This is a genomic window from Dyadobacter sp. CY351, from assembly GCF_021502625.1.
GTDB lineage: Bacteria > Bacteroidota > Bacteroidia > Cytophagales > Spirosomataceae > Dyadobacter > Dyadobacter chenhuakuii.
Genome location: NZ_JAKFFU010000008.1, coordinates 49,511 through 62,765 on the forward strand (window position 1 = coordinate 49,511; position 13,255 = coordinate 62,765).

General features: G+C 45.0%; 13 protein-coding genes. 9 read left to right on the forward strand and 4 right to left on the reverse strand.

What is annotated here, in order from left to right; translation table 11 throughout:
* The first annotated feature begins 161 nt into the window (after window positions 1-161).
* Entirely contained in the window at window positions 162-2,231 is a 2,070-nt protein-coding gene (gene metG / locus L0660_RS16385; protein WP_235160382.1) for a methionine--tRNA ligase, read from the forward strand.
* 60 nt (window positions 2,232-2,291) lie between these two features.
* On the opposite strand, the gene L0660_RS16390 is transcribed toward metG, so the two are convergent.
* From L0660_RS16390 to L0660_RS16400, 3 genes are all read right to left on the reverse strand, one after another.
* Window positions 2,292-2,627, reverse strand: a complete 336-nt coding sequence (locus tag L0660_RS16390; protein ID WP_233797331.1) for a hypothetical protein — start codon at window positions 2,625-2,627, stop codon at window positions 2,292-2,294.
* A 268-nt stretch (window positions 2,628-2,895) separates the two neighbouring features.
* Window positions 2,896-3,318 carry an Hsp20/alpha crystallin family protein gene (locus tag L0660_RS16395; protein ID WP_233797332.1) on the reverse strand — a complete coding sequence of 141 codons (423 nt, stop codon included), beginning with the start codon at window positions 3,316-3,318 and terminating at the stop codon, window positions 2,896-2,898.
* Between the two features lie 246 nt (window positions 3,319-3,564).
* Window positions 3,565-3,849, reverse strand: a complete 285-nt coding sequence (locus L0660_RS16400; RefSeq protein ID WP_255712375.1) for a SelT/SelW/SelH family protein — start codon at window positions 3,847-3,849, stop codon at window positions 3,565-3,567.
* 402 nt (window positions 3,850-4,251) lie between these two features.
* Here L0660_RS16400 and L0660_RS16405 point away from each other — a divergent pair, with 402 nt between their 5' ends.
* From L0660_RS16405 to L0660_RS16425, 5 genes are all read left to right on the forward strand, one after another.
* Window positions 4,252-4,665 (forward strand): hypothetical protein, encoded by a 414-nt coding sequence (locus L0660_RS16405; protein ID WP_233797334.1) that lies wholly within the window; start codon window positions 4,252-4,254, stop codon window positions 4,663-4,665.
* Window positions 4,666-4,855: 190 nt separating this feature from the next.
* Window positions 4,856-5,386 carry a hypothetical protein gene (locus L0660_RS16410; RefSeq protein ID WP_235160384.1) on the forward strand — a complete coding sequence of 177 codons (531 nt, stop codon included), beginning with the start codon at window positions 4,856-4,858 and terminating at the stop codon, window positions 5,384-5,386.
* Window positions 5,373-6,236, forward strand: coding sequence for a sensor histidine kinase (locus L0660_RS16415; protein WP_235160385.1), 864 nt, complete (start codon window positions 5,373-5,375; stop codon window positions 6,234-6,236). The genes L0660_RS16410 and L0660_RS16415 overlap by 14 nt, the downstream gene beginning before the upstream one ends.
* 5 nt (window positions 6,237-6,241) lie before the next feature.
* Entirely contained in the window at window positions 6,242-6,901 is a 660-nt protein-coding gene (locus L0660_RS16420) for a response regulator transcription factor (RefSeq protein WP_235160386.1), read from the forward strand.
* Window positions 6,902-7,019: 118 nt separating this feature from the next.
* Window positions 7,020-7,700 carry a type 1 glutamine amidotransferase domain-containing protein gene (locus tag L0660_RS16425; protein WP_235160387.1) on the forward strand — a complete coding sequence of 227 codons (681 nt, stop codon included), beginning with the start codon at window positions 7,020-7,022 and terminating at the stop codon, window positions 7,698-7,700.
* 2 nt (window positions 7,701-7,702) lie between these two features.
* On the opposite strand, the gene rfbC is transcribed toward L0660_RS16425, so the two are convergent.
* Window positions 7,703-8,248 carry a dTDP-4-dehydrorhamnose 3,5-epimerase gene (gene rfbC, locus L0660_RS16430; RefSeq protein WP_235160388.1) on the reverse strand — a complete coding sequence of 182 codons (546 nt, stop codon included), beginning with the start codon at window positions 8,246-8,248 and terminating at the stop codon, window positions 7,703-7,705.
* A gap of 102 nt (window positions 8,249-8,350) precedes the next feature.
* On the opposite strand from rfbC, the gene pyrF reads away from it, so the two are divergent.
* From pyrF to clpB, 3 genes are all read left to right on the forward strand, one after another.
* Window positions 8,351-9,178: an orotidine-5'-phosphate decarboxylase gene (pyrF, locus tag L0660_RS16435; RefSeq protein ID WP_235160389.1), complete on the forward strand. Its 828-nt coding sequence runs from the start codon at window positions 8,351-8,353 to the stop codon at window positions 9,176-9,178.
* 51 nt (window positions 9,179-9,229) lie between these two features.
* Window positions 9,230-10,459, forward strand: a complete 1,230-nt coding sequence (gene lysA / locus L0660_RS16440; RefSeq protein WP_233797341.1) for a diaminopimelate decarboxylase — start codon at window positions 9,230-9,232, stop codon at window positions 10,457-10,459.
* Window positions 10,460-10,576: 117 nt separating this feature from the next.
* Window positions 10,577-13,180: an ATP-dependent chaperone ClpB gene (gene clpB / locus L0660_RS16445; protein WP_235160390.1), complete on the forward strand. Its 2,604-nt coding sequence runs from the start codon at window positions 10,577-10,579 to the stop codon at window positions 13,178-13,180.
* Window positions 13,181-13,255: the final 75 nt, after the last annotated feature.

Below are 13,255 nucleotides of genomic sequence, written 5' to 3' on the forward strand. Positions count from 1 at the left end.
ATGTAAAATGCATTAACGCTCCAAGTTTATAAAATTTTATTTACACTTTACCAAAGTCCCGGTTCTGAAAGCGTTTTTGCTAATTTTACGTTTTTGGAATGCTGAGGAACTCGATAATCTTTTCAAAGCACCACCTCATTTATATTATCCGATTCATTAAAATGCCGATTTCCGATCCAAAACGATATACTGTTACCGCTGCACTGATTTATGCCAACGGCCCTATCCACATTGGCCACCTGGCTGGATGTTATATACCGGCAGATATATACGTTCGCTACCTGCGCTCCAAAGGGAAAGATGTTGCTTTTATCAGCGGAACCGATGAGCATGGCGTCCCGATCACGATCCGTGCAAAAAAAGAAGGCTTAACGCCTCAGCAGGTCGTGGATAAATATTATGCACAGATCGACGCTTCATTTAAAGAACTGGGCATTTCGTTTGATATATACTCCCGGACCAGCAAGGCGGTCCATCATGAAACTTCACAGGAAATTTTCAAAGATCTGTACGATAAGAACGTCTTTGCTGAGGAAACAACCGAGCAATATTATGATGAAACGGCCGAGCAGTTCCTCGCAGACCGCTACATCGTCGGAACATGCCCCGTTTGCGCAAATCCTAATGCTTATGGTGACCAATGCGAGCGCTGCGGCTCCACATTAAGCCCGCTGGAACTGAAAGATCCGCGGTCGATGCTTTCCGGTGCAAAACCGATTTTGAAGGCAACCAAAAACTGGTATTTGCCTTTGGATAGCATGCAGTCTGACATTGAAAGCTACATCAACAGCCATAGCGAGTGGAAAACGAATGTTTTCGGACAATGCCAGTCCTGGTTAAAAGACGGCTTGAAACCACGCGCTATGACCCGCGACCTCGATTGGGGAATTAAAGTGCCGCTTCCCGATACAGACGGAAAAGTTTTATATGTGTGGTTTGAAGCGCCTATCGGCTACATTTCCGCAACGAAAGATTGGCTTATCCAAAAAAACGGAACTGACGAAGGCTGGAAACAATGGTGGCAACCAACCACACCGGGCGAGGAAACCAAGCTTGTGCATTTCATCGGTAAAGACAACATTGTGTTCCATTGCATCATTTTCCCGGCCATGCTGATGGCGGAAGGAAATTATATTCTGCCTGATAACGTGCCTGCAAATGAGTTTATGAACCTGGAAGGCGATAAAATTTCCACTTCAAGAAACTGGGCGGTATGGCTGCACGAATACCTGGAGGAGCTGCCCGACAAGCAGGATGTGCTGCGTTATGTGCTCACCGCTAACTCGCCTGAAACGAAAGACAGCGAATTTACCTGGAAGGACTTCCAGACCAGAAACAACAGTGAGCTCGTTGGAATTTATGGCAATTTTATCAACCGCGCCATTGTATTGACCCAAAAATTCTGTGACAGCAAAGTGCCTGCCAGGGGCGTTTTGCAGGAAATAGATGAGATTGCATTGAGAGATTTGGCCGAATTCCCGGCCCGCATTTCGGAATCACTGGAAACTTACCGGTTCCGGGAAGCGCTTACATTGATCATGGACCTGGCAAGATCAGGCAATAAATATCTGGCGGAAACGCAGCCATGGCATGCCATCAAAACGGATCCTGAGCGCGTTAATACAATTTTAAACATCGCTTTACAGATCTCAGCGACATTATCCATTGTCTCGGAGCCGGTGCTTCCTTTCACCGCTGCTAAAATCCAGGAGCAATTGGGAATGACCAACACAGCTTGGGAATATGCCGGAAACCAGGATCTTTTAGCTCCCGGACAGCCTGTTTTGGAAGCGAAACTGTTATTCGAAAAAATTGAAGACCACGTCATTGAAAAACAAATTCAAAAACTGCACGACGCTAAAAGAATGAACGAGCTGGAAGGAAAAACGGTAACGGCGATAAAACCGGAAATACAGTATGATGATTTCGGAAAAATGGATATCCGGGTCGCGACCATTGTTGCTGCGGAGAATGTCCCTAAAAGCAAAAAGCTGCTCAAATTGCTCGTAGACATCGGCATCGAACAGCGAACTGTGCTTAGCGGTATTTCAGAACATTTTTCAGCCGAAGAAGTGATTGGTAAAAAAGTGCTGTATCTGGCAAACCTGGCGCCCCGGAAAATGATGGGGCTGGAAAGTCACGGAATGATCCTGATGGCCGAGGACCGGGACGGAAGTCTGGCTTTTGTGCAGCCTGGAAAAGAAGTGTGGAACGGCGGGACTGTTAACTGACCAGCTGAAACCGGAAAGATGAAGGGCTCTTGGAATCCAGGAGCCCTTTTTTATGAACCTTTATTGAAATTCTCTTTTAACCTGATCGTACAATGAATAAACCTTATCCACCAGCACTTCACATTCACGGTCTGAAAACTGCTCGATGGTATTGCTTACTGCATTGGAAACAACTTTCCCCTCCTCGTTCACCTTCACCCCTCTTTGCTTGATTATACTCAGGATTTGCTCCCACTCTCCGATAAGGCTATCGGAAAAATACCGCGGTTCGATGATGTTGAAATATGCGGACTGGGATTTTAACTTTTGCTTAAGATGACCGGAAGTGTTTGAAACTCTAAGCTCTTCGACAAGTTTCGTGAGCTCAATATAAGCGAAGATGTTTGACTTTTTCATAACGTTGAGATTGGAGGAGTAATATATAAAATATGGTTGCTAAGATACAGAGATGAAACTCCTTTTTTTGCCAAAAAACAGAATGTTTACCCTATGTTAATATTAACTATTGGATGGATACAATTCCTCAAAGTTGTTTGCCATATGCTTCATTAACAAGACGAGACAGGAGTATAAAACCCGTTTTTCGGCCGCAATATACTCATGACACATAAAAAAACCCGACAGTTGTAACTATCGGGTGACATTATTTAATACAAATCAGCTGTTACCAGCGCTCTATATTTACTTTCCTGTGGTAGTCTCCCTGTTCGTCTCCGTAGGGAAGAAATAACACAAGATGGCGCAAAGTATCGTCATATTTTGCGGTTATATGCTCAACGTCAACCCCGTCGGGAATGACGAATGTATTGATGAAACGTATCGTTCTCCACTGCTCTTCATCGGACAGACTTTCCTGAGAAAATATGGGCAACAAGTGAAATAGTTTTAGATTATTAGTATTCTTTTTTCCTTTTACTACTTCCAATTGAAGATCTTCAACCTCGATGCCTGGAACCTTCACAACAACTTCAAAACCGTCCGATCCTCTATCAAGCTTTATAGCGGGCTCACTCATTCCACCATTGATCGTGTTGATGAAATCAATATTCATCAGCATTTCCTGGGGTATTTTTAGTTTGCTTTCCATAGCTATCGCGTTTAAGATTCACAAGTTTTATAGACTAACGAAAAACTACGTGCCAAAGATTATTTTTTGGTTAAAATTCAAAAATATAATCCCGCCGTATAAAAGCGTAAATGGCTTTTAAACCGCTTAAAACCTCTTTTCCAGCGCACATAACGAAATTATCCAAAAAAAACGGGGAATAGCTAAATGCCAAAGTTGCAGTAACGGCTCCCCATAGAGCGACAAATTGTCCTGTATTTTAATATTTTATAGCGTCTTACGATCAGAATGTCCCAGGTCGCGATCCGGATCAATGCGGTCACGGACGAGTTGCTTGATTTCCTTAGGTTCCGGAAAGTGCCCTTCACGCTTCCTGTCCCAGATAATTTCCTCATTCAGGCTTATAATGTATCGCCCCGCAACTTCCGAAGGTGTCAGCTGAACCGCATGCAGGTCATCCGTGAATGTGGTGAGTAATTCCTGCGCCATCCACGCGGACCGCAGCAGCCAGCCGCATTTCGGGCAGTATTCAATGTTGATTGTGGGTTTCATGATCCTGTTAAAAGCGATTTTGGCCTTCAAGATATCAAAAAAGCCGTGAAGGAGATCCCTCACGGCTTTCGAATGTTAACCTAACCCTTTAATCTTTTGAGAGAAATCTTCTAAAAATTTCTCCCATAACGCTCTACAAATGTCGCCTGGCATTCACATTCTTTTTAGCGTTATAATCCCTGATTTGTAAAATGCGTAACACGCATTTCGCGTCTTGGTAATACTCCCCAATGTAGCAAGTAGAATTACGTGTTTTTCCCAGAGGCGTATTTTCAAAGTTATTGACAGCCAAAACATTACCTTGAAACCGTTAACTCAATACAATCCGTTCTGCTTGGTGGTAATGCGGGTGGGGGTTACATTTACGTATATCAAGAAATTATAAAATTCTCTAAAACGTTTATGGATCCACGGAAATTTACGGGTAAAGAAGGACAGCTAATCTCAGCGGAACAAGCATTAAAAATTACTGAACCTTTCCAGAAAAGAGAACAGGAAATTACGCTTCGCGGCGAGAATTATGTAAAAGCGGAGTTTTTCGGAATACATAAATTCAACGAATTGATGAGCATTCACGGAGAAACTTGTGTAGGATTTCGCGTTTATTACGGCATTACGGAGGAAGAAGGACATGTGGTAGGTGAGAAATCAGCACTTAGCAGAGGCATGAAAAGACCAACTGCAAGACTAGTGCTCATACCCGTCGATGCCGACGGCAATGACCTTACCAAAACTGCCCGGCTGGGAGGAATGAAGGACATGCCCGCTCGGAAAGAAGCCATGACAGGCGGACCGCTTTGCCCGCACCAATGTTAGGCAGTGATAATTAACACACTATATGTTTGAAATTTTCATTTCGTATTGTTTCAGAAACCCGGTCTCATGCATAGCAGTATTTATCACACTAGTACCGCTAATATTAATAATTTTAAAAAAAGCATACATCGACCCCACCTTCCGATTACTGTTGGTTTACTTGACAGTGAAATTAATAATTGATATTATAATGGTTCGTTCGGCTGCTAATCACGAGAATAATATATTGTTTTTCAATTTAGCCATCCCCGTTAATTACGCTTTGCTGGGCGGAATGTTTTATTACAAATTCAATTCACGAACATTAAAAAAAGGGATTATAGGTTCAATGGTGGGCTTTTTAGCTTTCACAGTATGGGATATTCTTAATTCAAATCCAGTGATAAGTGACCTGCACAACCACAGGGCAGTATTATTTGCAAAAACAGTGGAAGGAGTTTTGATTATTACATTGATTTTGTTGTTTTTCTATGAACTGATAAAGTCTTTGCGCATTCCAAACCTGCTGACCTTTCCCTTTTTCTGGGTATGCTCAGGTTTACTGTTATACTATTCAAGTTTTATCTTTATTGCGCCAGTATTACATTATACGGCCACCTGGAATCATTCCGTTGACATGGGCTTAACTGAAACCATTCCAACTATTTTCGAAATAGTATGTGCGTTGTGCTTTGGCATTGGTATTTATCATTTTTCGGCGGGACATTATGCAAAACAGTGAAGAGTTGAAATGGGCGTTACTCATTGCCTCCCTGGCAATGCTGACCATGGCGTTCTGCATGATCTCTTTCGTGATGTATTATCAAAAAAGACGATTCGAGGAGGAAAAGAAGATCAGCGACATTGAAAAAAACTACAACCGACTTTTACTGGACACCGCGCTCAATTCAGAGGAAACCGAGCGCCGCCGCATTGCTCAGGATTTACACGACGATATTGGAACAATGCTGTCTCTCACCAAATTAAGCCTCAACCAGCTCAGCAAACTTGTGGCCAATAGCGGGAATGAAAAAGAGGACCAGATCATGAAAAAATCGCAGTCACTGGTTGAAGAAACCATTCTGCATGTGCGCCGGATTACGCGCGATCTGGTGCCTACAACCTTGGAAAGGTTTGGCTTAATGGAGGCAATAGAAGAATTTATTCATAAATTAGAAGAAGATAACAATCTCGCCATCACCTTCCAGGCCAACACCGACGACTTCCCGCGGCAGGGCCAGAAACTGGAACTTACGCTTTACCGTATTATGCAGGAACTGGTCAACAATGCGATCAAGCATGCCAGTTGTTCAAAAATAGATATTCGTCTGGAAATCAACGATCAGATGATTGGCTTGAAAGTGACAGATAACGGAGTCGGGTTTGACCCCGAGAAGATCAAAGAAAATAATCTGGCCGGGCTGGGCCTGTTGGGAATTGAAAGCCGATTGGCCATTGTTAACGGGACAGTCCAATATGAAAAACCCGAAAAAGGCGGCGCGAGTGCATTTGCACAGATCCCCATGATGCCGGTTGCAGACAGCAAACCGGAACCTTTGCATCCATTCCGGCGCGAGCGCGTGAACATTTAATTGATATGAAAACCTTAAAACTCGGAATTGCCGACGACCATGAACTGTTCAGAAAGGGATTTATCTCCATGCTGAGCGGCATTCCCGATTTCGAATTTATACTTGAAGCGGCCAATGGCCAGGAATTACTCGACCGCTTGCCTGCCAACACGCCTGATATCGTTTTCATGGATCTGCAAATGCCTGTTATGGATGGCATTCAAGCCACCGAGGCCGCTTTTGAAAGATTTCCCAACATTAAGGTGATCGTGGTCTCTATGTATAATGAAGACCGTTTCGTTATTCACATGCTGGAAAAAGGTGTACAAGGCTATTTATTAAAGGATACTAGTCCGGATGAAGTGGAAAAAGCCATTCGCCGCGTAGATGAAGAAGGTTTTTATTACAACGACTTCGTCTCCAAAGCCATGCACAGGAAAATGGTTACCAGACAGGTCAATAAACATCCGTTCTTTCCCAACGCCTGCAATGTTGCGCTTTCGTCAAGAGAAAAAGAAGTGCTGCAACTGATATGCGACGGCTTTTCGACTTCCGAAATTGGCGATAAGCTTTTCATCAGCGTGCGCACCGTGGAAGGTCACCGGCTGCGTGTTCTGGAAAAGACCGGCACGAAAAGCACGGCAGCAGCGGTGGCTTTTGCATACAAAAACCAATTATTGAACTAGAAATATTTCATATCGCTATTTAAGGAATGACACGCACCCAAATGCGTGTCATCCTCGTTTTCAGCTGGGAAACTCCTGCGATTTATTTATCTTTCAGCCAGTAACTCTGTAAGCGCTTATGAAAGTCCTCATTGTTTGCACGAATCATGAAACATTCCCTACCAAAACCGGCAAAACCGGCTTATGGCTCAGTGAACTGACTTATTTCTATGATGTTATGTCCAAACGCAGGGTTCTCATGGACATTGTCAGCCCGCTGGGAGGGAAGATTCCGATTGACGAACGCAGCCTGGAATTGAAAGATGAATGCAATGCAAAATATTGGGAAGATGCCGCGTTCCGGGCCAAACTAAACAATTCACTTTCCCCTGCACAGGTTCATTCAGCCGATTACCGCCTGGTGTATTTTGCAGGCGGGCATGGAGCAATGTGGGATCTCGCTGAAAATATAGACTTGCAGAACATCGTCAGGGACGTTTACGAACGCAACGGAATGGTTTCCGCAGTCTGCCACGGCGTTTGCGGCCTTCTGAACGTGAAACTATCCGATGGCTCCTGGCTGATCCAGGACAAATATGTAACCGGCTTCTCCAACGTGGAAGAAGCCTTAATGAGCTTTGTGAGCGAAGTGCCGTTTTACCTGGAAGACAAGCTGAAAGAGCGCGGCGCACATTACACCAAATCAATGATCCCTTTTATGGAATTCATTGAAATGGATGAACGACTAATCACCGGCCAGAATCCAAATTCGGCTAAGAAAGTGGCTTCCAAAGCACTGGAAGAGCTTTTTGAAAAATAATATTAGATTTTCAGATCTCCGAACAGCGAGCGGAAAGTAGGCAAAATCGCATCTTTATCAGAGACATTTGCGTCTTCAACCCCCCAGTTGATCGCCAGGTCCTCATCATTCCACAGAATGCCCGATTCGGATTCCTTATTGTAGATGTTTGTGCATTTGTAGGAGAAAATCGAATCTTCCAGTGCAACAAAGCCATGCGCAAAACCTTCCGGAACGTAAGCAATGTTGTTTTTTTCACTGCTTAACTCAAAAATTTCATGCTTGCCAAAAGTGGGAGATTCCGGGCGAATATCCACCGCAACGTCCAAAACCTTTCCAGAAATGACACGAACCAGCTTTCCCTGAGCGAAAGGCGCTTTTTGGAAGTGAAGCCCTCTTACCACGCCCTTTTTCGAAAATGACTGATTATCCTGAACAAAGTTGGTAGGCAAACCTAATTGCTTAAATATCTGCTCATTATAAGATTCAAAAAACATTCCACGATCATCATGAAAAACACGTGGGGTAAGTTCGACTAATCCGGCAATGGAAGTTTCGCGAATCTGCATACAATATTATTCTGTTGGTTGGTAATGGTAAGTCTTAATCTTGGGACAAATTTATGAATCTATTGATAGAGGTTGTAATTTCGGCGCATTATTTCCAAAATCATGACCTACGAAGCGCTGTTTGAACAAATTTCCCAGAAAAAATCCTATCTCTGCATAGGGCTCGACACGGATATCAGGAAAATTCCTTCCCATCTGCGTCAAGAGGCTGACCCTGTTTTTGAGTTTAACAAACAGATCATCGATGCCACTGCGGATTTTTGTGTTTCCTATAAGCCTAACATTGCATTCTACGAAGCATCCGGCTCAAAAGGCTGGGAAAGTTTGCAAAAAACCATTGAATACATTCCAAAAAGCCACTTTACCATCGCGGACGCCAAGCGTGGTGACATTGGAAACACATCCGGACTTTACGCCAGAACGTTTTTCGATCCTTCGGCTTCGGGCCTTGAATTTGACGCGGTAACGGTCGCGCCTTACATGGGAAGTGACTCGGTGATCCCGTTTCTGGAATTTGAAAACAAATGGGTGATCCTGCTCGCATTGACGTCCAATCCGGGCAGCGGGGACTTTCAGCGTTTGGAGGCCAACGGCGCGCCTTTATATGAACAAGTCCTCAAAGCTTCACAAACCTGGGCCGGCGCAGATCGCATAATGTATGTTGTTGGCGCCACGCAAGCTGCTGAATTTGAGAAAATCAGAACGATCATTCCAGATCATTTCCTGCTTGTCCCGGGTGTGGGCGCGCAAGGCGGAAATCTTCAAGAACTATCTAGATTTGGCATGAACGCACATTGCGGCTTGCTTGTGAACGCTTCCCGCAGCATTATTTACGCTGGTAATGATGTCGATTTTGCTCAAAAAGCAAAACAGGAAGCGCAGCTTTTGCAGCAGGAAATGGCCATTTATCTTGACAAATACTGCAAATAAACCACCCGAATTTTACCTTTAATCTCTCCAAACAATCCACCGCAATTGCTGATGCAACTTTCCGATTCCAACGCATATACCATACAAGGCATTGATCCTGAACATTTAATTGAAAAATTCGGCAGTCCGCTTTACGTGTACGACGGCGCAACGATCCGCCGCAAAACACAGGAGCTGCAACACGCATTTGCAGGCATTAATATGAAAATCAAATATGCCTGTAAAGCGAACACGAATTTGTCGATCCTGCGACTGATGCGCGAAATCGGCGTAGAATTGGATGTGGTGTCTCCGGGAGAGCTGGAAATGGGCATTATGGCGGGTTATACTGCGAATCAGATCACGTTTACACCGAGCGGCGTTCCTTTCGAAGAAGTGCGTGCGGCTGTTGATGCAGGCGCGATCGTGAATGTGGACAGCATTCCGTTGCTGGAATGGTTTGGACAAACTTACGGAAACACCAGGCCGTGCCTGATCCGGATTAAACCCAATGTGGCCGCTGGCGGGAATATCAAGATCATGACCGCCCACGCCGATTCGAAATTCGGGATCTCCGTTTTGCTTCTGGATCAAATTCTTGAAGTTGTAAAGAAATACGACATTAAAATCATTGGCCTGCACCAGCATACCGGTTCAGACATTAAAGATGCCGAACCGTTCCTGAAAGTGGCGGATATACTTTTTGAAACAGCCAAACATTTCCCTGACCTTGAAATCATAGACCTGGGCGGTGGCTTTAAGGTTTCCTACCTACCAGGTGACGAGATTACGGATATGGATTTGCTGGGAAGAAAAATTTCCGAGCGTTTCATAAAGTTCTGCAGTGAATATGGCCGTGAATTGCAGCTTTGGTTTGAACCAGGCAAATTTCTGGTGAGTGAATCCGGTTATCTGCTGGTGAATGCGACAGTTGTGAAAGAGGATCCGGCAAGAAACTTCGTCCATGTAAATTCAGGATTAAATCACTTGATCCGCCCGATGATGTATGGCTCTTACCATCACATTTTGAATGTTTCCAATCCTTCCGGCGAGCCAAAAACCTATAATGTGGTAGGTTACATTTGCGAAACGGATACATTCGCCACCGATCGAACATTGCCGGAAGTGAAAGCCGGAGATCTCCTAGCGTTTCTCAATGCAGGCGCTTACGGGTTAACAATGAGCTCAAATTATAATGCACGTGTTCGCCCGGCAGAAGTGCTGGTCGATCAAGCCGAAGCGCGTTTGGTGCGGAGGCGCGAGACGATGGAAGACCTGCTAAAAACGCAGATGGATTTGTAATTCAGTAGACATTTTGTCCTGATATCCCCTATTTTCATTTTTTTAATGCCAAAATTTCAGGCTTTCTGATCGGGCATGTGATTTTTCATGGAGTATTGTAAACAAAGCAATATCTCCATGAACTTCAACCAATATACCATAAAGGCGCAGGAGATTATACAACACGCTGCGCAGATGGCCCAGGGCAACCAGCAACAGGCCATCGAAACGGGTCACGTCCTGAAATCAATTCTGGAAGAAGACCCTAACACTTCGCTATTCTTACTTAATAAGCTCAACATCAGTCCGGATATCCTGAATAATCGGCTGGAAAAGATTTTGGAAGGTTACCCGCGCGTAAGCGGCGGCCAGCCTTATCTGGGCAATGATATGGCGGCTGCTAGTGGCAAAGCGCAAAATTATCTGAAAGAATTTAACGACGAATTTATAAGCATTGAACTGCTCATCCTCGGCATCCTGGCTGGAAAAGATTCCACTGCGACGCTCATGAAGGAAGTCGGTTTTAAGGAAAAAGAACTTATTGACGCAATCAAAGAACTTAGAGGTAAAAATAATCCTGTGAAAGATCAAAATGCAGAAGCTAAGTATCGCTCACTGGAACGATACAGCAAAAATTTAAATGAATTGGCCAAAGCCGGTAAAATTGACCCGGTCATCGGCAGGGACGAGGAAATTCGTCGGGTTTTGCAGATTTTGAGCCGCAGAACAAAAAACAATCCGATTTTATTGGGTGAACCCGGGGTTGGTAAAACAGCAATCGTCGAAGGACTTGCGCAAAGGATCGTGCAGGGCGACGTGCCCGAAAACCTGAAATCAAAGATCATTGTATCCCTCGATATGGGACTTTTGATCGCGGGGGCGAAATATAAAGGTGAATTTGAAGAAAGGCTGAAAGCGGTTATCAAGGAAGTGACCGACTCGGAAGGCGAAATCGTTCTTTTCATTGACGAGATCCACACATTGATCGGAGCTGGCGGCGGCGGAGAAAGCGCTATGGACGCGGCTAACCTGCTGAAACCAGCCCTTGCCCGCGGTGAATTGCATGCAATCGGTGCAACCACATTGAAGGAATATCAAAAATATATGGAGAAGGATAAGGCGCTGGAACGTCGTTTCCAGGCTGTAATGGTCGATGAACCCAATATTCCTGATGCGATCAGCATTTTGCGTGGTATCAAAGAAAAGTATGAGCTGCACCACGGAGTAAGGATCCAGGATGACGCGGTAATTGCAGCCGTCGAGCTTTCCAATCGCTATATCAGCGATCGTTTCCTGCCCGACAAGGCCATTGATTTGATGGACGAAGCAGCTTCCAAACTCCGCCTCGAAATGGACAGCGTTCCCGAGGAGCTCGACGAACTGAACCGCCGCATTATGCAGCTTGAAATCGAGCGCGAAGCGATCCGTCGTGAACATAATAAGGACAAAGAAACAGTACTTAACAAGGAGATTGCCGACCTGAGTGAGGAACGCAATACATTGAAAGCACAGTGGGAGAATGAAAAAGGCAAGGTTAATGAGGTCCGTACATTAAAAGAGCAAAGCGAGCAGCTGCGCCTCGAAGCCGAACAAGCCGAACGCGCGGGAGATTTTGGAAAAGTTGCGGAGATCCGTTACGGCCGCATTCCCGAAGTGCAAAACAAACTGACCGAATTACAGCAATCCGAGCATGCTGAGAGCTTGATGCAGGAAGAAATTACGCCGGAGGACATTGCGGAAGTGGTTGCGAAATGGACGGGTATTCCGGTGAGCAAAATGCTCCAAAGCGACCGCGAGAAATTGCTGCAACTCGAAAGTCATCTCCATAACCGTGTTGCGGGGCAGGAAGAAGCGATTGAAGTGGTTGCTGATGCGGTAAGACGGAGCCGGGCTGGTTTGCAGGATGCAAAACGCCCGATCGGAAGCTTCCTCTTCCTGGGCCCGACTGGTGTGGGTAAAACTGAATTGGCTAAAACACTCGCAGAATATCTGTTCAATGACGAAAATGCAGTTGTCCGGATCGATATGAGTGAATACCAGGAGCGCCATTCGGTAAGCAGGCTGGTGGGTGCGCCTCCGGGATATGTGGGTTACGACGAAGGCGGACAATTGACCGAAGCTGTTCGTCGCAAACCTTACAGCGTGATCCTGCTGGATGAAATTGAAAAAGGCCATCCGGATGTCTGGAACATTCTTTTGCAGGTTTTGGATGAAGGCCGCTTAACAGATAACAAAGGCCGTGTTGCCAATTTCAAGAATACGATCATTATCATGACTTCGAACATTGGCAGCCACATTATCCAGGAGAAATTCGCCGAAGACGAAGGCTGGAACCACACATTGGTTGTGGAAGAAGCCAAACAAGCCGTTCTGGACTGGCTGAAAGCTTCCGTAAGGCCTGAGTTTTTGAACCGGATCGATGAGATCGTTCTTTTTGAACCGCTTACGTTGAAAAACATTCGTAAGATCGTTGATATCCAGTTTAAAGGCATTCAAAAGATGTTGCAGGACCAAGGGATCACGCTTGATGCAACGGACGAAGCGCTTACAAAACTGGGTGAAGATGGATTTGACCCTGCATTCGGAGCACGTCCTTTGAAACGGGTGATGCAGCGCCGGATCTTGAATGAGTTGTCCAAAGGCATATTAAGCGGACAGGTTGCTAAGGATTCTGTGATCATGATGGAGCTTAATTCCAAAGGCGATCTGATCTTCGAGAACGTCGGCAATGTAGAGATATAAAATCTTGGAAAATTAATATTCAAACGAGCGGCAGGAATGCCGCTCGTTTTGTTTTTTCACTGGGATCACACTTTT

Excerpts from the sequence above, each read along its gene's own strand:
- L0660_RS16410 (WP_235160384.1), top strand. The coding sequence starts at position 4,856 with ATGGTTCGTTCGGCTGCTAATCACGAGAATAATATATTGTTTTTCAAT.
- L0660_RS16415 (WP_235160385.1), top strand. The coding sequence starts at position 5,373 with ATGCAAAACAGTGAAGAGTTGAAATGGGCGTTACTCATTGCCTCCCTG.
- L0660_RS16420 (WP_235160386.1), top strand. The coding sequence starts at position 6,242 with ATGAAAACCTTAAAACTCGGAATTGCCGACGACCATGAACTGTTCAGA.
- pyrF (WP_235160389.1), top strand. The coding sequence starts at position 8,351 with ATGACCTACGAAGCGCTGTTTGAACAAATTTCCCAGAAAAAATCCTAT.
- L0660_RS16425 (WP_235160387.1), top strand. The coding sequence starts at position 7,020 with ATGAAAGTCCTCATTGTTTGCACGAATCATGAAACATTCCCTACCAAA.
- L0660_RS16390 (WP_233797331.1), bottom strand. The coding sequence starts at position 2,627 with ATGAAAAAGTCAAACATCTTCGCTTATATTGAGCTCACGAAACTTGTC.
- metG (WP_235160382.1), top strand. The coding sequence starts at position 162 with ATGCCGATTTCCGATCCAAAACGATATACTGTTACCGCTGCACTGATT.
- L0660_RS16405 (WP_233797334.1), top strand. The coding sequence starts at position 4,252 with ATGGATCCACGGAAATTTACGGGTAAAGAAGGACAGCTAATCTCAGCG.
- clpB (WP_235160390.1), top strand. The coding sequence starts at position 10,577 with ATGAACTTCAACCAATATACCATAAAGGCGCAGGAGATTATACAACAC.
- L0660_RS16400 (WP_255712375.1), bottom strand. The coding sequence starts at position 3,849 with ATGAAACCCACAATCAACATTGAATACTGCCCGAAATGCGGCTGGCTG.
- rfbC (WP_235160388.1), bottom strand. The coding sequence starts at position 8,248 with ATGCAGATTCGCGAAACTTCCATTGCCGGATTAGTCGAACTTACCCCA.
- lysA (WP_233797341.1), top strand. The coding sequence starts at position 9,230 with ATGCAACTTTCCGATTCCAACGCATATACCATACAAGGCATTGATCCT.
- L0660_RS16395 (WP_233797332.1), bottom strand. The coding sequence starts at position 3,318 with ATGGAAAGCAAACTAAAAATACCCCAGGAAATGCTGATGAATATTGAT.